Raw genomic sequence first — 21,690 nt, 5'->3', positions numbered from 1 at the left:
CGGGCTGCTCACTTTGAACAGTCCCGCCCGGAGGTTTAGGCATGGTGCCTAAAAGAGATTAGTTCTCAACACCCCAGTATTTGGCAGTGAGGGCATCCCATGTGCCGTCTGCTTTGATTTGCTCAAGGCCTTCGTTGAAGGCGTCGACCATTGGTGAGCCTTTTTGGAAGACGATGCCGAGCGGGTCAGATTCCAGTCCTTTGATCGCGGCTGTCAGTTCGCCAGCAAACTCCTGCTCGTAGGCATGGGCGGAGGTGCCGTCGATGATCACGCCGTCTACGTCAGCGTTCTGAAGGGCGAGGATGGCGGCTGCGAAGGTGTCGTAAAGGCGTGTGTTCTCACGTGTAACGAGTTTTTCGGCCAGTTGAGCGTTGGTGGTTCCGGTCTGGGCGGCCAGTGTTTTGCCGCCGCTCTGGAACCCCTCAAGAGATGTGCCTTCGTCTTCTACACGCAGCAGGATAGCCTGGCTGACGACAAGGTAGGGCTCTGAAAAGTCCATGGTTTTCTTGCGCTCATCGGTGATGGACACGCCTGAGACAACGACATCAAACTCACCTTGGACAAGTGCGGCGAAGATGCCGTCCCAGGCGGTTGTTACGAACTCGGCCTTGCAGTTAATTTTCGCGCAGATGGCGTCCATGATGTCTACGTCAAAGCCAACGATTTCACCGGTTCTCTCATCAACGGTTTCCATTGGCGGGTAGGTGGTATCGGAGCCAACTTTGAGAACTTTCCCTTCCAGATCAGCGGCTTGTGCGCTCACGATCACCATGGTGCCAAGAACAGATGCGGCAATAATTTCACGTAACATATTATGCTCTCCTCATAATTTTGCTTGGCTCAGCCAGAGCGCTGGGCCGTGTGCGTCTGAAGCCTAAGGTTTCAGGCGGTCGTCCTGCCGTTCGATCAGTTGTGGCATGACCATTCTTTGGAGGTCTTGTGCCGGCTCTCCCTCTATGCGGCGAATGATGAACTCGCCGAGAGCCTTGCTGGTTTCTTCAATGGGCAGGAAATATGTCGTGATTGGTGGGGTGAAGTATGCACTGACATTGATGTCGTCGGTGGCGTTCACAATCGCATCCTTGCCGAACTTTATGCCCAGTTCGTAAAAGGCGGAGAGCACGCCGAGTGCGCTGGCTTCGTTTGCGCAAATGTAGGCTGTTGGGTTTTTGTCGTGATTGTACAGGGCTTTAACAGTCGCTTTGCCGAACTCGGGTGTGAGCGGACCTGTTGCGATGAATTCTGTCTGGACGTCTATCCCCGCGTCTTGCAGGGCACGGATGTAGCCGCGTTGGCGTTGTTTGGAGTACATCAGCTCGTCTGGCGGGTTGATGGAGACGATGTTGGTGTGGCCGAGCTGGATGAGGCGGGTGGTGGCTTTTTGGGACATTTCCTGCGAGTTCGCATCCACATAGGAGTAGGGAGTGAAGTGCTCACTCATGCCGTATGTGACGAAGGGAAAGTCCTTTTCCAGCATATAGCTGATGCGGGCGTCATCGGGGCGGGTGCCTGAAATGATGATGCCGTCGGCCAGACGCTGTTCTACGATATTTCGAATTTCCTGAAAACTGCTGGCAAAATCATCAACCGGATAGATCGCCGCGCGGTACATGGTGCCGCGCAGAGCGCCCATTATGCCATTGAGAATATTGGTGTATTCGACACCTTCCCACTCATGGCTGCCAGTGATGGGAGTGGTCATGACGACGGCGACAGAGTAGGTGCGACCGGTGCGCAGGCGGAGACCGTCGAGGTTGCGGACGTAGTCGATTTCCTCGGCGATCTGGCGAACGCGCTGTTTGGTCTTGTCCTTGACTGAAGAGCAATCCTTCAATGCTCTTGAGACGGTACCAACCGACAGTTCTGCTTTTTGAGCTATGGTTTTGATTGTTGCGCGTGCCACTCTATGAAATCCGACAGATTGGGCTCTTCCAGACTCGGAAAAGCAATAATTGAAACGTTTATATTTTAGGAATCAAAATTTTGATCTGTCAAGAATGGCTTAAAATATAGACTTTCAAGAGGAATGCGCGATCATTTCGATATGTAAGAAATACGTTTTAATTTTTGCGTTGCAATGTGCGTTGCTATGTAAAATTTGCGCTGAAAGGGCAGGAGGATGCGTTCATCGGTATTTCATTGAGGCGCGCATACGTGCTGCGACTGCAAGTGACGCTGAGGGATGATGAAAGCGGGGATAAAAGGGAGAGCTAAAGGGGATAAGGGCCACAGCGTGTGTGACCCTTTTTGTTTGATTTAAGGTGCGCCGCCGACGCGCATGACGGCTGCTGCGCCGCACTTGTTGCCATCTTGCAGGCAAGTCTCGATGTCTGCTCCGCGGAGCCATGAGCTCAGGAAGCCAGCGTTGAAGGCATCTCCGGCGCCAGTTGTGTCGACAACAGGGACGGGGTCTGCGGCAACAGTGATCTCGCCGTCCTTAGTGATGGCGGTTGCACCTGCCTTGCCTTTTTTCACAACTGTGAGTGTCGGGCAGTTGGCTGGCTCTTTCAGGTAGCCAAGATGCTCTGCTTCCATCTCGTTCGGCAGGAACAGGTCCACCTGTGCGATGAGGTCCTGAACCTCTCCGTTGAGGAGGCAGTTCTGATCCCATGAGCAATCCAGAGAGACCGTCATGCCTGCGGCCTTGGCGATCTCCAGCAGTTCCGGAAGTTCCTGCAGTGTTGCCAGTTCACCGATGTGCAGGTGTCTGGCTTTTGACGTGCTGAACGCCTCCAGCATGTCTCTTGGGACTGCGGTGCCATTGCGCTTGGTGAGGAAGGCACGGTCTTCCTGACAGCCGATGACGGCTGTTACCTGTGCGCCGTTTGCAGTGTTGAATGGCGACAGGCTCAGGTCAACGCCGCTGCGCTGCATCTTGTCTAAAATCGCAGAGCCAAACGGGCCGCCGGGCATGGATGCCAGAAGGGTCGTTTTGTGGCCCAATGCGGAAAGGTTGGCAGCGGTGATGAAGCCGCCGCCTCCGGGTTCAACTGCCAGTTCTTCGGCGTAGGTTTCTTCGCCTAGTCTTGGCAGTTCGGTGAGCCCAGTAAAGATGAGGTCGCAATAAACCCGTCCCGCACAGACGATTGCCCCATCGGTTTGTTTTGAGATCACCGGATGGCCTCCCCGGTGTGCGCATCAAACAAGTGAATGGCTTCAGGTGCTGCATGCAGGTTGACTGTGTCGCCAACGGCAGGCGGTGTTCTGCCAGAGGCTTTGGCGATGACTTCCTTTTCGCCCACTTTAACGTAGGCGAGGGTGTCTGTGCCGAGTGGTTCGATCACGGACACTTCGCCGGAAAAGAGGCCTTCGCCTTCCTGAACCAGCAGGGCATCCGGGCGCAGACCAACGGCGACCTGCTGATTTTCACTGAGCTTGGTGGTTGGCACCTGAACTGAGGTGCCATTGTCCAGAGCGATCGCTTCTCCCTTCACAATGCCAATCAGCATGTTCATGGAAGGGGCGCCGATGAACTGAGCCACAAAGATGTTTGCTGGCTCGTAGAACACTTCGAACGGTGTGCCGACCTGCTGGATGTGACCGTCTTTCATGATCACGATACGGTCTGCCATTGTCATGGCCTCGACCTGATCGTGGGTCACGAAGATGATGGTGTTGCCAACGCGCTGGTGGAGCTTTTTGATCTCCAGTCGCATCTGAGTGCGCAGCTGCGCGTCCAGATTAGACAGAGGTTCGTCAAACAGGAAGGCAGCTGGATCACGCACCATGGCGCGCCCAATGGCGACGCGCTGGCGCTGACCGCCGGAAAGCTGGTTCGGCTTTCTGTCGAGCAGGTCTGTCAGTTCCAGAATACCGGAGACTTCATCGATGCGCGCGTCTTTCTCGTCCTTGGAGAGCTTGGAAGTGCGCAGTCCAAAGCCGATGTTTTTGCGCACCGTCATATGAGGGTAGATCGCATAGTTCTGGAAGACCATGGCGATGTTGCGCTCTTTGGGCTCCATGTCGTTGACCACATCGCCGCCGATGCGGATGTCGCCTGCGGAAATTTCCTCCAACCCTGCGATCATGCGCAGGGTGGTGGACTTGCCGCAGCCGGACGGGCCAACCAGAACAACGAACTCACCGGACTGGATGTCCAGATTGATGCCATGCAGGACCTGAGTGTCCCCGTAGGACTTAACGAGATTGTTTAGGGATACGGTGGTCAATCGATCACTCCTGCACTAGTTTTGCAAAAGCAGCGCTGCGCACTAAAGTGGCCTGCACGCTTTGATCTGCAAATGATTTGTTTTTGGCTCTCAAGGCTTTGGCGGACTGCTTGTAAGTTTCCAAAGCAGCATCCAATGCACTTGGAGCAGGCCCGCCGGGGCGGGTGCGAATTGCAACGAAGTTTTCGGCACTGACAGCATGCATGAACTGGTCTTCGCTCATGCTGGATATCTTTTGGGCGTGTGCCTCAAAGGCCTTGCCAAATGGGTCAAAGCCGTCACGGAGTGGTCTTTGCTCTGCTATCACTGCTTTGGCTGTGTCTGCTGCAATCTCATGGGCCTGACGGAAGGAAAGACCTTCTTCACGCACCAGCGTATCTGCCAGCTCTGTGATGGTGATGCAGGAGGCGTCCGTGTTCTTTGCAACGCGCGCTTCGTTGATTGAGCTTGCTGCGATGAGTGCTGCAAAAAGATCCAGCACGCGGCTGCCGCTTTCAAAGGCCGCATACCCTGCCTGCTGCACTTCACCCTCACTGTCGTTCATATCGGTGAACGGGGTGTTGTGCATGGTGCCGACGATTGCATCGCAGCGGCCAACGGTGATTGATGCCAGATGGCGCAGGTGCTCAATTGGCACCGGATTGCGCTTTTGTGGCATGATAGAAGAGATCTGCACCAGGCTGTTTGGCACGTAGAGCTGTCCAACTTCGAACGCGCTCCAGAATTGCATGTCCTGAATGACGCGGCCCAGATGTAGGAACATGAGCTTCATGGCCGAGTACAGGCCAGTCACGTAATCTACTGAGGCGATACAGCCATAGGAGTTGAGCAGCGGTTCGCTGAAGCCAAGCAGCTGCGCCATACGCTCCCTGTTGATCGGGAAGCCGGAGGTGGTGATGGCTGCTGCGCCCATTGGGCAGTGGTCAATGCCGGCTCGTGCCAGATTCAGCCGTTCCAGATCACGCAGTAGCACTTCCAGTGCGGCGGACAGGTAATGGCCAAAGGTGGATGGTTGTGCCGGTTGCCCGTGGGTGTAGGCAACAATCAGCGTTTCTTTCTCGATCTCAGCTTTCTTGATGAGCACATCACACAGATGCAGAGCCTGCTGGGTGAGGGCATCACAGCGTTTTGCCAGGGCCAGCTTGAAGACGGTGTGGTCCATGTCATTGCGCGAGCGCGCTGTGTGCAGCATGCCAGCGATGTCAGGGCCGAGCCGTTTTTTTAGCTCAGCTTCAACGAGGAAGAAGTAGTCCTCGTATTCGCCCGTGTATTCCGGATCAGCGTCTGCCAGATCCTTCTCGATCTCAAGGAGTGCCTTGGCGATTTGCTTGCCGGTTTCAACTGAGACAATGCCAGTCTCGCACAGCATCACCAGATGGGCCTGATTGATCTGGGTGATTGAGGCGACATGGTGTGCTTTTACGCCTTCAAAAAGCGGTGCAAGCACTGTGTCTTTGTAGACAGGATGGGGGAACTTGGAGCTGTCGATCATCCTTTAAGCCCTGCCATTACTACGCCGCGAATGATGTAGCGCTGGAACACCAGGAATACGATCAGGGTCGGGATGGTTGAAATTGCTGCACCTGTCATGATCAGTTCCCACTCCACCTGCGCTTCTACGGAGAAGGTGGTGAGGCCAACGGGTAGGGTGTACATTTCCTGACTGTTGGTGACGATGAGCGGCCAGATAAAGGCTGTCCAGTTGCCAAGGAAGACGAAGATTGCCAGCGCTGCCAGAGCAGGGCGCACCAGCGGCATGGCCACTGTCCACCAGATCTGTAGTTCGTTGAGGCCATCAATGCGCGCGGCTTCCAGAAAGTCGTCTGGTACAGTTTCAAAGAACTGCTTCATGAGGAAGGTGCCAAAGGCTGTCATAAGACCTGGGAACATGATGCCCCAGTAAGTGTCGAGCCAGCCGAATGCAGAGCTCATCAGGTACCACGGAATAACCAGCATTTCGGTCGGGATCATCAGGGTCGACAGGATGGCGATGAAGATGATGTAACGGCCCGGGAAGGTGTACTTGCACAGGACGTAACCGACGAGGCTGTCAAACAGCACGTTACAGATGGTTGTGATGGTTGCGATGAACAAAGAGTTGGTGAACCAGCCGAAGAAGCGCCCGTCTTCAAGAACGTAGGTGTAGTTCTCGATTGTTGGTTCTTCCGGGATGAGGTTCAGGTTGTAGACTTCAAACGGGTATTTGAAGGACGTGGACAGCATGAAGACGATTGGCATGATCATGGCGATGCCACCTGCAAACAGCAGGAGCCAACGGATGAACTGCGCCTGACTGCGTTTTCTGCGGGCAGAATTGCGCAGGGCCGAGGTCTTTTTGCTTGTGTCCAGAGTATCTGAGAAAGCCATATTACTTATCCCTCATGACGCGCAATTGCAGCAGGCTGACGACAAGCAAAACGGTGAACAGAACAACTGTTTGTGCCGCCGCGTACCCCATGTCAAAAGAGTTGAAGGCCGTGTCATAGATCATCAGAACCAACGGCTTGGTGGAGTTGAGCGGGCCGCCGGGATCATTCGTGGTCATGTTGAAGACCTGATCGAAGATGCGCAGGAAGCCAATGGAGGAGAAGACAACCAGAAAGACGATGGTTGGCTTGAGAAGCGGAATGGTGATCTCGGTCAGTGTTTCCCACGCAGAAATGCCATCAATGCGGGCGGCCTCATAATAGGTTTGCGGAATAGCGCGTAGACCGGCCATGAAGATGATGACTTGAAAGCCCAGTCCTGCCCAGATGGCCGGTGCCAGAATGGATGGCAGTGCAAAGGTGGTTGAGTTCAAAAACGGGATCTGCGGGATGCCGAAGGTGGCCAGCGTGTTGTTGAAGACGCCGATTGGAACTGGTTGGTAGAACCAGCGCCAGACCCACGCCATTGCGACCGCGCTGGTCATGAATGGCAGGAAGTACAATGCCCGGATCGTGCCATGCATGAAGCGCAGTTTGTCGAGATGGAACGCGATCACGAAGGCAAGGAGCAGAGAGCTTGGTGTTCCCAAAATCAAATAGAGGAAGGTGTTGCCGAACACTTTCCAGAATGTGGGGTCACTGAACAGCTTTACATAATTGTCGAACCCGGTCCAATTGCGGGAGCCGAGCAGGTTCCATTCCTGAAAAGAGAGCAGAATAGCGTTCGCTGTTGGATAGAAGCGCACGACTACATAAAAAACGATTGGGATGGCAAGTAGCCCCCACGCCCAGACGATCTGCTTTTGCGAGATCGAGAGCCTCTTATAAATCCCCAAAACCGCCCCCTGGTTATAGCCGGAATTGCAGCAGTTCGCTCAGAATATGAGACATGAGACTGCTCTAACTATTTGTTTTAAGGTGTTTTATGGCTCTGCTAAAGGAGCCTTTGCCCTACATGCTGTCTTGATGGTGTGGGGGCAAGGTGGAGCCCCCACACACATACGTTTTGATAGACTGTCGCGTGATGCTTAGTTGTAGTAGTCGTCGAGGATCTTCTGCTCTTCGCCTGCTGCCTGAGCAAGAGAGTCATCTACAGACTGATCTTGAAGACGCATACGTCCAACCATGTCCATCAGAGCCTGACGCTGACCACTTTCGTTGGCGAAGATTGTTGTCTTCGCATAGCCAAGGCCCTTGATGAATGGGCCGTAGACTTCGTGGTTGGCATTGGCTTCTGTCATCGCTGCAGATGGTTTTGCAGGAAGTTCGCCAACGGTGTCGAGCCAGACTTGCATGGCCTCATCGGAGGTGACGTACTTCATGAACTTGACGGCTGCATCGTACTTCTCATCGGTGGCTTTGGACGTGATGCCGTTCACCCAATAAGACGAGTAGTTGGAATGGGTGCCATCAGCTGCGGCTGGCAGCTCTGCAACGCCCCACTTGAGGCCGCGCACCTTGTTGAGTGCGCCGATGCGGAAGGAGCCGTCGATGTGCATGCCTGCGCGGCCTGCTTTAAAGGCTGCCTGTGGCTCATCCATGAAGCCTGCTGCGGTTACTTTGTGAGTGAACTCAAGATCGGAGTAGTACTTCAGAGCGGCTTTACCGGCATCTGTGTTGTAGTTCACTTTCTTGTAGTTATCCATGTATGGATCGCCGCCGAACTGGCGGATAAGCACTTCGCGGAACCAGTGGTGGTCCTGTGCGTTCATGCCTGTGGTGATGCCCACGGTGGACAGGTTGCCTGCGCCGTCTTTCTGGGTGAGTTTCTTTGCGGTTTCAACCAGTTCGTCCAGTGTCTTTGGTGGGCCGTCGATGCCAGCTTTGTCGAACAGGCGCTTGTTGTAGAACAGAGCCAGTGAACGCACTGCGGTTGGCAGGGCCATGTACTGATCGCCGCGCTTCATGGCCTGAACCATTGGGAAGAACTCAGCCTCAATTTCAGCTGGCGGGAAAACATCGTTTGGAAGTGGCTGAATGAGTTGTGCGTTCACGTAGTCGTTCAACCAGCCGTAAAACAGCTGCACCACATCCGGGCCCTGACCCGCAGGGATCGCTGCTGCCACTTTCGTACGGTAATCCGCATACGGGAAGTGGGTCATTTTCACGGTGATGTCCGGGTTTGCCTTCTCGAAGTTTTCGATCAGGGTTTCCATTGCTTTCACACGTGGCTCAAAGAAATATTGCCAGTACTCAATTTCAACTGCTTGTGCGCTGCCTGCTGCATACATTGCGCAAGCCGCGGTGGTTGCCCCCAGCATCCACTTTTTCAACTGCTTCATAAGACCCTCTCCTAAGTCCTAAAGTCGGAGCTGCCCTCTATTCCTCGCCCCGGCTTCTTTTGATAAATTGCGAAAAGAAATGTTCTTCTCTTAATATTTCACAATGCTGAACAGATTTAATTCAATTGAGTTGAGTATTCAAGTGTTTTGATTTAATGGATAGATATGCATCGAAAAACACCACTTAAAATCATTGGCTCCAACGCCGAAAGAACTCGACTTCACAATAGGAAAGTCGTTCTCGGGCACTTACGTTCTCATGGCAAACTGGGGCGAGCAGAACTTGCGCGCCTGACCGGTTTGTCCACACAGGCAATGAGTAACATTATAGCTGAATTGGAGAGCGAAGCTCTGATTCTTGCGGGTGAGCGGCAAACAAAAGGGCGTGGTTTGCCTGCGGTGCAATACACTTTAAATCCGGCGGGTGCTGTTGCGCTGGGGGTGGAAGTTCGCCCCAACGCGATCTTATGCGCGCTGGTGAATTTTCTTGGCGATACGCTTTACACCAAGCGCATACATATCGAGAGCAGTGCGCCCGCTGTGGTTTTGCCAGCCGTTAAAACGGCCTGCGATGAGGCTCTTTCATCCATTGGCAAGAACGCACCACCTGTTTTGGGTGCGGGAATCGTTATGCCAGGTCCGTTTGGCCGTGTGGGATTGACAGGAGCAGGGAAGGCCGAGCTGGTTGGCTGGGACGATAAAGACCCGCAGATGCTGTTTGAAGATGCGCTTCAGGTGCCTGTGCGCGTGGAAAATGATGCGACGGCGGCGGCGATTGCAGAGCAGACAACTGGCTCTGCTACGGATCTGCAGTCCTTCTGTTTTGTTTATTTTGGTACTGGTCTGGGGCTTGGGGTGATCTCCAATGGTGAGATCCTGCGCGGTGCGTTTGGCAACGCAGGTGAGCTGGGGCACGTTGTTGTGGAGCGGGGCGGGCGACTTTGCTCCTGTGGCAATCGCGGATGCCTTGAAACCTATACCAGCCGTATGGCGGCCAGTGAGTTTTTGCAACAGCGCGGCAAGTCTGCTGAGAGCCAGAAGGACCTTTCTGATCTGCTGGCCGTGAATGATCCTGATCTGGATGAGTGGATCTGTGAAGCGGCTGACCCATTGGCGCAGGCGATCGGGACACTTGAGAACCTTTTTGATCCGGAGGCCGTTATTCTGGGTGGTGCCATGCCGCCGGAGTTGCTGGAACGGTTGATTGCTAAACTGAACCTGATTGATGCGACGGTTTCCGTTCGCGCTGACCGGACTTTGCCGCGTGTGGTGCGTGGAGCGTCTGGTTGGATGACTGCGGCTCTTGGAGCGGCAGCGCTGATTATACACGACACCTATATTCCAAGTATTTCGAAGGTAGCCTGAGGGGACACGATGCCACTTTCAGAACAAGAACGTATTGCCGAGCACAAACAAAGTGTGCGGATGGTGAACCTTTGGCGGGCGCTGCAGCCACTCAAGTCAACGGTTTCCTTTATGAATACGGGAGCTCATCCGGATGATGAGATTTCTGAGATGCTGGCAGCGATTGGTCTTCGCGATGGCATTGCCTTGTCTTATGCCTGCGCCAATCGCGGCGAGGGCGGGCAGAATGATATTGGCACCGAGGCGACCGAGAACCTTGGTGTATTGCGCTCCGCTGAAATGGAAAAAGCCTGTGATGTGTTGAACATGCGCATGTACTGGCTCTCGGAAAATGCTGAGGACAGTGTTTTTGACTTCGGGTTTTCAAAGAGCGGTGTTGAGACACTTAGCAAGTGGGGGCATCAACGCACGCTGAAGCGGTTTGTTGAAATCATCCGGCAAGAGCGGCCAGACATCATCAGCCCGACTTTTTTGAATATTCCCGGCCAGCATGGTCACCACCGCGCCATGACGCAGGCTGCGTTTGAGGTGATGAAAGCGGCGGCTGATCCTGAGTTTCCTGATGTTGATCTGCCGTGCTGGACCGTCAAGAAGCTCTACCTGCCAGCATGGTCTGGTGCGGGCGGGGCGTATGATGATGAGGTTCCACCACCACCTGCGACGCTGGAGTTTGATGGCAACGGTGAAGAGGAAGTCACCGGCTGGAGCTGGGCGCAGATTGGGGAACAGTCTCGTGCATTCCATAAAACACAAGGTATGGGGCGCTGGCAGGCTTACGACAAAAGCAATGTCTGGCCGCTGCATCTGGCGGAAAGCACGGTTGGAACAGACGAGCTGTCTTTATCTGATAATCTTCCGAAAGACCTTTCCGAGCTTGCTGCGTTTGCAGGAGCGCCAGCACTTTCAGCATTGCTGGACAAGGCGCATGATCATTGCCTGGATGCGATTGAGGCCTTCCCGAACCGTGCGATGATTGGGGCGGCTGCAGCGCAGGCTCTGAAATTGTTGCGCAAAGCGATGGATGATTGCCCTGAGACAGTCCGTGATGAAGTTCTGCACCGTTTGGAGCGCAAGGAGCTGCAGCTTGCGAAGGTGCTTGAGCTGGCAGAGGGCATTGTTGCCTCTGTGCGGTTGTCTCAAGACCAGTTGAAGCGTGGTGAGAGCGCTGAGGTTGCGTTTGAATGCAATCGTGAAGCCGTGAGCTTTGAGCTGGATTTGCCGAAGGGCTGGGTGCAGCAAGACGGCCGCGTCCAAGTTGGGGGTGAGGCTGACACCAGTGATCCATACCCTGCAGTTTACCGTCCAGATGCGGTTCAAGCGCCCTGTGCAAAGCTTCAGTTTACTTCTCATGGTGTGGCGGTTGAAACGCGGCTGCCGTTTGAGGTGGAGCCAATTGTGCTTCCTTCTCATGTGGTTACATTGGATGACACGGGCTTCGTACTCAACAACACGCTGGAAAAACGGTCCTTGAGCATTCCGGTGGGTGGGAATGCCGAGGGCTTGAGCCTTGATGTGCCAGAAGGATGGACGGCACAGTTTGATGATGGTGTTTTCCAGATTGCTCTGCCGGATGATGTTGTTGGTGGGCTTTATGAATTGCCGATCCTGCAGGGGGGTGAGCAGGCTTACACCGTTCATGTTGTGTCTTATCCGCATGTGAGCCAGCGTGTTCGGGTTACTCCGGCGACGGTTCGGGTCTGTGTTGTCGAGGCGCGTCTTGATGCAAAGCGTGTTGGTTATGTCGGGAGCGGTAATGACCGTGTTGCCAAATGGCTTGGTGACATTGGCGTTGAACTGGTTGATTTGCCTGTTGGTGAGTTGAGTGCCAAGCGGCTGCAAGGGCTGGATTGCCTTGTCATCGGCATCTTTGCTTTCCGTAGCCGACAAGACCTGCATGATATGATTGAGGATATTCATGCGTGGGTGAAAGCAGGCGGGCGCCTGATTACACTCTATCACCGTCCATGGGATCGCTGGGATGCAGAAAAGCTTCCGCTTCAGCCGCTTGAAATTGGATCACCGAGCCTGCGTTGGCGGGTGACGGATGAAAATGCCGAGGTGCACTATCTGAACCCGCAGCATGTTTTGCTCAACCAGCCTAACGAAATTGGCAAGAGCGATTGGGCGAACTGGCACAAGGAGCGCGGGCTCTATTTTGCGAAGAGCTGGGATGTTGCCTATGAACCGCTGCTGGAGATGGCGGACCCTGATGAAGCACCTCACCAAGGCATTTTGCTTGCAGGTGACTTTGGGCAGGGGCAACACATCCACACCTCGCTTATCCTGCATCACCAGATGGAAAAACTGGTGCCGGGGGCTTTCCGCCTGATGGCCAATCTGGTCTCGAGTGGGGTTGAAGAAGCCAGCGCCTCTCAAAGCACTGAGGCTTTTGAGGCCAGCTAGTTGATCTGATTGAGGCGCTGCAAAACAGCGCCTCTTTTCTTGTGGGCAGTTGTTAGTCCAGTGTCCGCTTGAACCTCTTCAAGGCCAGCATCAGGAGCAGGCCGACGAACAGGAAGAGGGTGTAAACGCTTGCAGATACCTCGCTCCATTCCGCACCTTTCAGCAAGATCGCGCGAACAACGCGCAGGAAATGAGTGAGCGGGAAGATCTCGCCCAGCATTTGCGCCCATTCCGGCATGCCCGCGTAGGGGAACATGAAGCCGGAGAGCAGTAGGGATGGCAGGAAGAAGAAGAACGTCATCTGCATGGCCTGCATTTGCGTGCGGGCGACTGTTGAAATGAAGTAACCCAGCAGAACCAATGTCAGCACAAAAACCAGTATGGCACCGATGAGCAGCAGCAGCCCGCCTTCAAACGGGATGTTGAAGAGCAGGCGGCCTGCGCTCAACACTACGGCGACCTGAACCGCCCCCACGCCCAGATAGGGCAGGACTTTGCCGCACATGATCTCAAAAGGAGACGCGGGCATGGCCAGAAGGTTTTCCATGGTGCCGCGTTCTGTTTCTCGCGTCAGCGCGATGCTTGTCATCATCACCAGTGTCAGCTGAAGAATGACGCCCAGCAGGCCGGGGACGATGTTGTACTGGGTGATGCCTTCCGGATTGTATTTGCGATGAATGATGGTGCTGGATTTCAAAAGATCCTGCTTCAGACTTGGGTTCTTTTGTTTGATGGATGCAACGGCTTTTTCGATGATTGCCGGAGCAGAGGCGACCGCAGCGCCGGACGCTGCCGGGTCTGTGGCGTCTGCTTCAATCAGCGCGTTGGGTGTTCCCGCTTCTGCCTGCTTGGCGAAGTTGCTTGGGAACGTCACCACAAACGTGACTTTACCACGCCGGAGCAGGCTGCGGGCTTCTGACGGTGAGACATTCACATCAGTGAACTTGAAGTACTGAGAGTTCTCGAGGGCTGTGACGGCTGCGCGTGAGTATGGGTCATTTGCCATGGCAACCAGAGCCGTGGGGAGACCGCGCGGGTCATTGTTGATGGCGTAGCCAAACAGCACGAGCTGAAGCAGGGGAATACCGAGCATCATGGCGAAGGTGATACGGTCGCGGCGCATCTGGATGAACTCTTTGATGAGCATGGCAAAGAGCCGCTGAAGGGAGAATACTCTGCTCATTGCATATTGTCCGTGCTGTCACTCATGAACTTGATGAAGACATCCTCCAGATTGGTTTCTGATTGTTCTATCTGGATGTCTTCGTGTTGCTCCAGTGGTTTGAGCGCGCGTTTCAATGCCTGAAGGTCTGTTCCTGTCACGTGCAATGAGTTGCCGAACGGTGCGACCTGCTGCACGCCTTTGTTTTCCTGAAGCTGAGGAATGAAGCGTTCAAGGTTGGGGCCGGTGAGTGTGTATGTGTACAGTCCTGCATCTGCGATGACATCATGCAGGGAGCCGTCGGCTAAAAGTTCGCCATATGAGATGTAAGTGATGCGATGACAGCGCTCGGCCTCATCCATGTAGTGGGTGGAGACAAGAACGGTCATGCCGTCAGCTGCAAGGCGGTGGATCTCCTCCCAAAAATCGCGACGGGCCTTTGGGTCTACACCTGCGGTGGGTTCATCCAACAGCAGGAGTTTCGGTTTGTGCATGGTGCAGGCTGCCAGAGCGAGGCGCTGTTTCCAACCACCTGACAGTTCGCCTGCTAACTGGTTGCGGCGGGAAAGCAGGCCGAGCTTTTCCAGTGTTGCGGTGGTGTGCTGCTTCACTGGTTTGAGGTTGTAAAGCCGTGCGACGAAGCTCAGGTTCTCTTCTATGGTGAGGTCTTCGTAGAACGAGAATTTCTGCGTCATGTAGCCGACCTGGCTTTTGATCAGCAGACGATCCTTGATCAGATCATACCCAAGCACCTGTCCGTTGCCTTCGTCTGGCTTCAGGAGCCCACACATCATCCGGATGCTGGTGGTTTTGCCTGAGCCATTGGGACCAAGGAAGCCGACAATCTCACCCGGTTTGACTTTGAGCGAGACATTGTTGACGACCAGCTTGTCGCCAAAGCGTTTGGTCAGGCCTTTGACTTCAATTGCGTTCATTGCAAGCTGTCCAGATCAACGTCAAAAATCTGACCGGGTCTCAACGGAGAATGCTTCGTGATTGGCTTTGCCTGCACCTCATAAACCAGCTTCTCGCGTGTCTCTAAGGAGTAGATGACTGGTGGGGTGAATTCCGGGCCTTCTGCAATGTGGGTGATCTGCAAGGCTTGCAGGGTGGCGCAGCCGGAGCATCTGGCGTTGAACCGGGTACCAACTTCCAGCTGGGTGTATTGCTCTTCGGGCACGAAGAAATGAAGCTTGATGGAATTGACGGGCAACAGGCTGGCAACTGGCGCTGTTGGGCCTGCCATTTCACCAGAGTGTAGGAACACGTCTGTGACCTTGGCATCTTCAGGTGCATAGATCTTTCGCTTCTCCAGCAACCACTCGGCCAGATCAACTTTCGCCTTTGCCATCTCATATTGGCTCTCGGCGGCAGCGATCTGATCTTCACGTGCTGGCAGTTTGGCAACGGAGAGCTGGGCTTGCAGCTCTGTTATTCGGGCTTGTGCAACGAGCAGGGCGGTCTCTGCTTCATCAAACTGTGCCTGAGAGATGACTTTACGCCCGAGTAGACCCTGATATCTGTCGTAGACGTTTTGCGAATGTTTGGCCTGTGCCTGTGCTGAGCGCAAGGTGGCGTTTAAAACGTCGATCTCCTCAGGGCGCTTGCCAAGCTTAAGGTCATTGAGTGAGGCGAGTGTCTGTTGCAGTTGAGCCTTGGCTTCAGCCAGCTTCATGTTAGCATCGGAGGATTCCAATATGGCAATGAGCTGGCCTTTCTTGACCCGTTCTCCTTCTTCTACCTGTACATCAGTAATTTCGGAGAGCTCCACTGGCGCTAGCTTGAGGTACTCGCCTTCAACATAACCAGCTGTCAGGTTTGGTTCCGGCGCGCAAAAGGCAAGCCAGCTTGCCACAACAGGAAGGGCGCAGACATTAAGCATGACTCGAGCCTTTCGACAGATCATCCAACAGGGCGTTGATTGAGCGATGGAGGATAGATTTGATCTGTGCCAGCTCATCCGGGCCGACGTCTTGCCAGCCCATGCGCTTGAGCACCAGCGGACGGGCCAGACGGATGTAAAGCAACTGGCCGATCATGGCGAAGATTGCGAGCTTCAGTTCATCAGAGGCGACAGGCTGGCCAGTTGCGCGGCTGAAGAGCACGGTGACACGGTCCATCAGCGGCTCAAAGATCAAGTGGTACAGTGTGTCCACTTCCTCTGGTGAGTGCAACACCTCCTTGAGCATAAAACCAATCACCAGTTCAGCGCGCTTGTTTGTTTGGGTGAAGGTGATCATGCGGTCGATCATCTCCAGAATCTTAGTGCGTGCGTCTTCAGGCGACAGATGCTCGATGTCAGAGAGCTTTCGGTTCAGCACAACGGACATCACATCGCCAATCGACATGGCAATGAAGTTGATGCATGCCCGCTTCAACCCGGCCTTGCCATCGAAGTGATAGGCAATGGAAGCAATGTTGGCCTTCGCTGTTTGCGCGATAGAGCGCGTGGACGTGCCGGCATATCCCTCATGACCGAAGTGGTAGAGCGCAGATTCAATAAGGTCGCGTTTTGTTTTGGCCGATGGGGTGTCAGATGCCAGAATTTCACGCAGTTCATTTGGGGTGGGGGAGTTTGTCATGATGGCACCTATTTTCAATCAATCGTTTGATTGAAAACCTACGCCTGTTTCAGAATTTTGTAAAGTGCGCATCCAGAAATTCGTATTGATGGGAAATTGGGGGTGAGATTGGGACTTTTGTAGTTTCTACACAGGGTATTTTCTATTTCCACAGCTACAGTTGCTACTTGCTCTTGAATTTCAGGTGGTTCGTGGTATCTACCCGCTCATGGACACGTGGCCGAGTGGTCGAAGGCGCTCCCCTGCTAAGGGAGTAGGCCCGGAAGGGTCTCGAGGGTTCGAATCCCTCCGTGTCCGCCATCTTCCCTTTTTTGAAAATACGAATAGATACGCTTAGTCAATAGGTTAAAGCGTGTTGCGCAAAGTGATTTGACACTGGCGGACTGAGCTACATAACATTCTACATAACAAATTACATAACACTGCATGTAGGATGGGTAGAATATGGCTCATACGATCAGTCGTGGAATGTACTATTTTGTGAAGCGTGTTCCTAAAAGATATGCGTCTGTCGATCCGCGTTCACGCATCCAGCTCTCCCTTAAAACCGAAAGCCCTGATGTGGCGCTAAGGAAGTCTCTCATTATTGAGGAGAGGCTTGTCGCGTACTGGGAGGCTTTGCTCGCAGAAGATCATGAGGGGGCAAAGGCTCACTATGAGGCTGCAGTCAATTTTGCAGAGGTGCAGGGATATACCTACCTGTCATTGGAGGAGGTTGTTGCAGAGCCTTTAGGTGGCCTGCTCAATCGTATTGAGGTGATCCCTGAGGGTGAGCAATCCAAAACAGTTTCTGTTGTTGCTGATGGATTGTTAGGCGGTGCGGATAAGCCGATCCTGAAGGTGTCCAGGCTCTATGAGGAGTATCTGGAACTCACTCCGGATCTGCTCCTGGGAAAGAGTGACGACCAAATCCGCAAATGGAAGAACCCCAGACAAAAAGCCATCAATAACCTGATCACCGTTGTGGGTGACAAAAACGTCCATGGGCTAACTCGTGATGATGGGCTGAAGCTTCGTGAGTGGTGGATGGACCGTGTTGTCGATGAGGGTAAAAAGCCCAGCACGGCGAACAAGGATTTCACGCACCTCTCCAAAATCTTTTCGACCTGGCGAGATCTGAAGCAAGAGCAGTTGGCCAACCCGTTTCTTCAGCTCAGACTTGCACAAAATGATTTGCAGGATCATAGGCCGTCGTTCTCACGTGATTGGATTAAGACCGTTCTGCTGGCTCCAGATGCCTTTGGTGCAACAAATGAGGAGGCTGTGTTGGTGTTCAATACCCTGATCAACACCGGCCTTCGTCCTTCAGAGCTGTTGGGCGCGAAGTTGGAGCATTTTGTTCTTGAGCATGACGTGCCACACATCTGCGTTGAGGAGTACAGCGACGGGGCTATCAAGCGTAAGCTGAAGACGAAGTGGTCAGAGCGCGAAGTCCCGCTTGTTGGGGTTTCGCTTGATGCAGCTAAGCGGATCGTCACAATGGGCGGGGTTCAGGCTTACTACCTGAAGGCAGACCGCTGGGGTGCCTTGATCAACAAGGTAATGGTTGAGCGCAAACTGAAAGAAACAGAACGCCATACTCCGTACTCACTGCGCCACTCTTTCGAGGAGAGCATGCTGGAAGCGGGCGTTGATCACAGGCTTCGGGTGGAACTGATGGGGCATGCCTATAACAGGCCGAAATACGGAGAGGGCGGCAGCCTGGAACTAAAGCGTGAGGCTATCAGCCGGTTTGCGTTTGTTTGAGTTAGTCGTGAGAGTATTATGTGGTCGGTAGGCAGCGAAAAACTGACTTTAGATCCTGGCATGTGTAGACAATTGGCACATAACCGGACATTGAAGCACTTCTAGGTGGGTTTAAACGGGCATTCCACATTGGCTCAATGATCGGGAAGTTCCCAGTTGACCAATAGCGGACACTGAGACGCATATTTGCGATCACCATATCATAGAACATTCTCAATTGCTGATTGGTCTTACTATGCTCTTAACGGAAATAGAAAGCAGGCCTTCTTAGCTGGATTGATTTCCTCCGGCTCTCTTAAGACGCTTTGCATCTTTCAATGAGGCGATCTGCATTGTGAGGTTGTTGTGCACCCACTTCGAGGCGCGACTGATTGCATCTGCGAAGATTAAGTCAGCATGGACGCTCGTCAGAATGTCGATGCCATCGTCAAGTAATATTGATAAAGGTTCGTTCTGGCTGTCAAAAAAATAAACTTCATCTTCGGGATAATGGATCTGCAAATTTGCCTCTAAGTGGTACACTTCGATCCCAACGTGTCCATGAAGCGGGTAACGTTTGCCCCATTGTTTTAATGCACTTGCAAGCTTGGATCGATTGCCGCCATCTAGTGGTGCCCATAGATCCAGATCACGAGTAGGTCTCTCTCTATATGGTGCTTTAGCGCCATACCTCCAATAACAAGGTACTCAACTTCGAAGTCAGTTAGGCACGCAACAAATTGCCGTTGATATTCATTCAACATGCTCTGCGCTCCTTAGTTGGGCTTAAGTAAATCGCAGTTTCTCTTTTCGTATTCTTCCTGAGCTGCCAGTCTTCTCAAAATCCGCCAGTCTTCAATACTCTGAGTAGTCGCATCTCGTCGAGGTAAGTCTTCTTCAATTGACTTCCGTACCCTCACGAATGCGCCACCTAAAATAAAATCAATGGAAACACCGTAGTCATGGTTCTTCAATATCCATGAAAAGTGATCTCTGTCTTGCTCGGTTATTTTATCAGTAACTGCTGCTTGGTATGCCTTTTGCAATTTACTTAATCCTGAAAAGAAAAAGCTGTCTTGGTTGCCATTATCAAAGATCCTCGACAAGGATGAACATTCCCATTGGGCTTCCCCTTTCAGTGCTAGAAGCTTGTAATTTGAAGCTCTTGCAGGGTAGAGTTGGAGCGTGGATATTAAAACCAATATTCCTATGAAACACAGTATCTTATGCATTCAATGCTCCTTATTTGGACTGCTAATTAATCATTATTTTTTAGCGCTATCTTTCAATTTCGCTCTAAGTTTGATGATGCGAACCGGACCAAATTCTATCGCTAGAATCCAAACTAAGATTGCTGTCACAATAAATGGCAAGGCAAAGCCAAAGAACTCCATACCGTCTGATAAACCTGAAAAGAATGCTTCAGGAACACTTGTAACTTCTTGAATGCTCGCCAACTCAGCAGGGTCTTCTTCTAGAATTTTTTTGCCCCCCGTATCTTGAGTAGTTGAAGAGTTTTTTACTTGCATTTCTGTTTTTACTTGTTCGTCAATTGATTGTGATGCGCGGTCAGGTGATATAAAGGGCCAGATCCAGTTGGTAATAAAGTTTACTGTAATAGCTAAGATCACACCTCCTAGTACTTGCCATTTGGACAGCTTGTACCTCCAATGCTCCCAATAACCGTATGTGTGTAACCATTTCTGGCCTTTGTCCGTTAGAAAATATACGCTGCCTTTCGATCCGCGAATTGAAGCAATTGCAATATGTTCAATTAGCCCCAATTCTGTCAGCGTCTTATAGACATGATCGACATCGATATCTGGGTTTTTCTCCTTAATTTTTGATTGTTTCGTTCCTCGATTAACGGCTCTTAAAAACGTTAAGATGAAGTCAGCATTAGTAGTGAGTATAGGTAACGTATTGTTATTTGTCGTCAAATTAATAGCCTCAAAAATGTCGCTCTCTTCGGGGGTGCTCGATTGATGCTCCTTAGTTGGACAGTTCTTGCGATGTCAATGCACCCCACTCTTTCTCTACAAACTGGCACATATGCAATAGGCTTCTCATTGCCTCATCGGCATTAGCAACACTGATGGCACTGACAAGGCCATGAGCGGCCTCATCTCGCCAAATGGCAATGATCCCTGAAAACGCTTCCATATTTTTACGGATATGTTGTTTGGTGTTCCCTGTTACCAGATTTAAAATAGCTCTTCGACCATTAGAACCGCGGTACTGCTTAATGATTTTTTCTTCATCACTTGTTTTTGCAATTGCTACCGCAAGAAGTACTGACTCTGCTGCTGCGCCAGCCATGGCGCAACAAGCGAACCAAGCTTGCGCATTCCTACATTTGATTGCTTCTTGTGATCTTTGATAAAACCCATCCCCAAAAGTCTTGTTATAGCTTTTGAGTGCTGCTGAAAGTGACCCGGGTTGAAGTAAAACTATCTCGTTTTCATCAAGTGAGCTTAGCTGTTCAGAACCATATGAGGTAAGCGAGTAGCCGCCATCAGCAACCGCTTGTGCGCCATGGTGACTTACTCCTGGTCGTAGCCAACCGCGCTTTGTTAGCTCCCATGCGGCTTCTTGAAAAAGCGGATACCATTCTCTTTCCAGCCTATTTTTTTTGTTGTGATCATTTGAAGCTTCTCTGTCAGCTGCGTGGTAACAGACTGAAGAGGGATGGACATCATATCCATAATGTCTGGCTCCATTATTTTTAATTGCGGATATTGTTTTGGAAATAGCTTCGTCTAAATTCATGATAACATAGGTCCTATTCAAATTATGGCTATCGCAATATCTCTTGGTAGGTCTCGACGAGGAAAGTAGCAATCGCTCCTGCTGTATTGACCGCAAGGCTGGCATGACGTGGTGATGGCTTATCAGGCCACTTGCCTCCGCGACCATGGGAATCAGACAGTCGGTTGCGCAATGTGCCAATCCCACTAACGAGATTCATTGCACTTCCCATTATGGTCTTGATTGGTTCTTCTGAATGCTGGCTCGGTCCAAGGTTCAGTGTCTTAGCAACCTTGGCATATAGCTTCGGCAAGTCATCTCTGTCTGAATATGTTTCGTCACACTCGTCGAGGATACGCTTTGTGACGGTTTCAAGTAGAGTGCGCGCTACTGTGATTGCACCTTCAGGATCGGAATTTCGACGTGCAATGGCTTTGCTCCAAACAGAGTGAACGCCCTCTACGTCGAACGTCTCCAAAGTTTCAGATGCCAGCTTGTCGCTAGGGGCGATATTCCGCCCTTCAAGAAACTCCATGAGGGGGATAAAGCCCTCATTAATAATCTTACGTCGTTCCGCATATTTTTCTGCTTTGCCTTGGATATAAGACCAAAAGGCGGGTAGTGTCGGGCAACTTCTTACGAACGATGGGAGCAGGTTGCAAAGAAAGGGGTCAGCCATAAACCTACTACGAAGATGCATATACTCAGGGTAGTCTTTTAAATCACCGGTGGCACGTGAGGTAAGCATGCTTTGAAGCATCATCGCTTGCTCAATCGGTAAAGTTGGAATTTCATTATGCAATTTTATTGATCCTTTTCGCCAAAACA

20 protein-coding genes and 1 tRNA gene are annotated in these 21,690 nt (G+C 52.3%); 4 read left to right on the top strand and 17 right to left on the bottom strand.

Annotated elements, in window-relative coordinates:
• Positions 1-58 precede the first annotated feature (58 nt).
• The 8 genes from PsW64_RS23670 to PsW64_RS23635 form a co-directional block, all read right to left on the bottom strand.
• A complete protein-coding gene (locus PsW64_RS23670; RefSeq protein ID WP_063305217.1) occupies positions 59-811 on the bottom strand; it encodes a basic amino acid ABC transporter substrate-binding protein in 753 nt (250 codons plus the stop codon).
• A gap of 63 nt (positions 812-874) precedes the next feature.
• Positions 875-1,903, bottom strand: coding sequence for a LacI family transcriptional regulator (locus PsW64_RS23665; protein ID WP_063305216.1), 1,029 nt, complete (start codon positions 1,901-1,903; stop codon positions 875-877).
• 353 nt (positions 1,904-2,256) lie between these two features.
• The gene (locus PsW64_RS23660; RefSeq protein ID WP_063300427.1) at positions 2,257-3,114 is read right to left on the bottom strand and encodes a carbohydrate kinase family protein; all 858 of its coding nucleotides are present in this window, start codon (positions 3,112-3,114) and stop codon (positions 2,257-2,259) included.
• Positions 3,111-4,169 carry an ABC transporter ATP-binding protein gene (locus PsW64_RS23655; protein ID WP_063305215.1) on the bottom strand — a complete coding sequence of 353 codons (1,059 nt, stop codon included), beginning with the start codon at positions 4,167-4,169 and terminating at the stop codon, positions 3,111-3,113. Before PsW64_RS23655 ends, PsW64_RS23660 begins: the two co-directional genes overlap by 4 nt.
• Positions 4,170-4,173: 4 nt before the next feature.
• Positions 4,174-5,661: an argininosuccinate lyase gene (gene argH / locus PsW64_RS23650; protein ID WP_063305214.1), complete on the bottom strand. Its 1,488-nt coding sequence runs from the start codon at positions 5,659-5,661 to the stop codon at positions 4,174-4,176.
• Positions 5,658-6,536, bottom strand: coding sequence for a carbohydrate ABC transporter permease (locus PsW64_RS23645; protein WP_063290664.1), 879 nt, complete (start codon positions 6,534-6,536; stop codon positions 5,658-5,660). Before PsW64_RS23645 ends, argH begins: the two co-directional genes overlap by 4 nt.
• Before the next feature lies 1 nt (position 6,537).
• Entirely contained in the window at positions 6,538-7,431 is an 894-nt protein-coding gene (locus PsW64_RS23640) for a carbohydrate ABC transporter permease (protein WP_063289273.1), read from the bottom strand.
• A gap of 192 nt (positions 7,432-7,623) precedes the next feature.
• Positions 7,624-8,877, bottom strand: coding sequence for an extracellular solute-binding protein (locus PsW64_RS23635; protein WP_063305213.1), 1,254 nt, complete (start codon positions 8,875-8,877; stop codon positions 7,624-7,626).
• 315 nt (positions 8,878-9,192) lie between these two features.
• On the opposite strand from PsW64_RS23635, the gene PsW64_RS23630 reads away from it, so the two are divergent.
• Together PsW64_RS23630 and PsW64_RS23625 are read left to right on the top strand one after the other, a co-directional pair.
• Positions 9,193-10,242, top strand: a complete 1,050-nt coding sequence (locus PsW64_RS23630; RefSeq protein WP_063305212.1) for an ROK family protein — start codon at positions 9,193-9,195, stop codon at positions 10,240-10,242.
• A 9-nt stretch (positions 10,243-10,251) separates the two neighbouring features.
• A complete protein-coding gene (locus PsW64_RS23625; protein WP_063305211.1) occupies positions 10,252-12,645 on the top strand; it encodes a PIG-L family deacetylase in 2,394 nt (797 codons plus the stop codon).
• Positions 12,646-12,697: 52 nt separating this feature from the next.
• Here the strand turns inward: PsW64_RS23625 and PsW64_RS23620 are convergent, their stop codons facing one another.
• The 4 genes from PsW64_RS23620 to PsW64_RS23605 are packed head-to-tail and all read right to left on the bottom strand — an operon-like array spanning position 12,698 to position 16,389.
• Positions 12,698-13,828 carry an ABC transporter permease gene (locus tag PsW64_RS23620; RefSeq protein WP_063290668.1) on the bottom strand — a complete coding sequence of 377 codons (1,131 nt, stop codon included), beginning with the start codon at positions 13,826-13,828 and terminating at the stop codon, positions 12,698-12,700.
• A complete protein-coding gene (locus PsW64_RS23615) occupies positions 13,825-14,742 on the bottom strand; it encodes an ABC transporter ATP-binding protein (RefSeq protein WP_063305210.1) in 918 nt (305 codons plus the stop codon). The genes PsW64_RS23620 and PsW64_RS23615 overlap by 4 nt, the downstream gene beginning before the upstream one ends.
• The gene (locus PsW64_RS23610; RefSeq protein WP_063290670.1) at positions 14,739-15,689 is read right to left on the bottom strand and encodes an HlyD family secretion protein; all 951 of its coding nucleotides are present in this window, start codon (positions 15,687-15,689) and stop codon (positions 14,739-14,741) included. The genes PsW64_RS23615 and PsW64_RS23610 overlap by 4 nt, the downstream gene beginning before the upstream one ends.
• Entirely contained in the window at positions 15,682-16,389 is a 708-nt protein-coding gene (locus PsW64_RS23605; protein WP_063305209.1) for a CerR family C-terminal domain-containing protein, read from the bottom strand. The genes PsW64_RS23610 and PsW64_RS23605 overlap by 8 nt, the downstream gene beginning before the upstream one ends.
• A gap of 210 nt (positions 16,390-16,599) precedes the next feature.
• Here PsW64_RS23605 and PsW64_RS23600 point away from each other — a divergent pair.
• Positions 16,600-16,689: transfer RNA gene (locus tag PsW64_RS23600), tRNA-Ser, on the top strand.
• A 144-nt stretch (positions 16,690-16,833) separates the two neighbouring features.
• Entirely contained in the window at positions 16,834-18,135 is a 1,302-nt protein-coding gene (locus PsW64_RS23595) for a DUF6538 domain-containing protein (protein WP_082831206.1), read from the top strand.
• A gap of 267 nt (positions 18,136-18,402) precedes the next feature.
• Here PsW64_RS23595 and PsW64_RS23590 read toward each other — a convergent pair whose 3' ends face one another.
• The 5 genes from PsW64_RS23590 to PsW64_RS23570 all read right to left on the bottom strand — a co-directional run bounded on the left by PsW64_RS23590 (position 18,403) and on the right by PsW64_RS23570 (position 21,664).
• Positions 18,403-18,636, bottom strand: coding sequence for a hypothetical protein (locus PsW64_RS23590; RefSeq protein ID WP_153042422.1), 234 nt, complete (start codon positions 18,634-18,636; stop codon positions 18,403-18,405).
• A gap of 254 nt (positions 18,637-18,890) precedes the next feature.
• Positions 18,891-19,346: a hypothetical protein gene (locus tag PsW64_RS23585; RefSeq protein ID WP_063305206.1), complete on the bottom strand. Its 456-nt coding sequence runs from the start codon at positions 19,344-19,346 to the stop codon at positions 18,891-18,893.
• 33 nt (positions 19,347-19,379) lie between these two features.
• Positions 19,380-20,054 (bottom strand): hypothetical protein, encoded by a 675-nt coding sequence (locus PsW64_RS23580; protein ID WP_063305205.1) that lies wholly within the window; start codon positions 20,052-20,054, stop codon positions 19,380-19,382.
• Positions 20,055-20,106: 52 nt separating this feature from the next.
• Positions 20,107-20,883 (bottom strand): hypothetical protein, encoded by a 777-nt coding sequence (locus PsW64_RS27460; protein ID WP_153042421.1) that lies wholly within the window; start codon positions 20,881-20,883, stop codon positions 20,107-20,109.
• 28 nt (positions 20,884-20,911) lie between these two features.
• Positions 20,912-21,664: an abortive infection family protein gene (locus tag PsW64_RS23570; RefSeq protein ID WP_244275187.1), complete on the bottom strand. Its 753-nt coding sequence runs from the start codon at positions 21,662-21,664 to the stop codon at positions 20,912-20,914.
• Between the last annotated feature and the right edge of the window lie 26 nt (positions 21,665-21,690).

It is taken from the genome of Pseudovibrio sp. W64 (assembly GCF_001623145.1).
GTDB lineage: Bacteria > Pseudomonadota > Alphaproteobacteria > Rhizobiales > Stappiaceae > Pseudovibrio.
The sequence above is the reverse complement of the archived record's forward strand: the minus strand, read 5'-3'. Positions and strand labels throughout refer to the sequence as shown.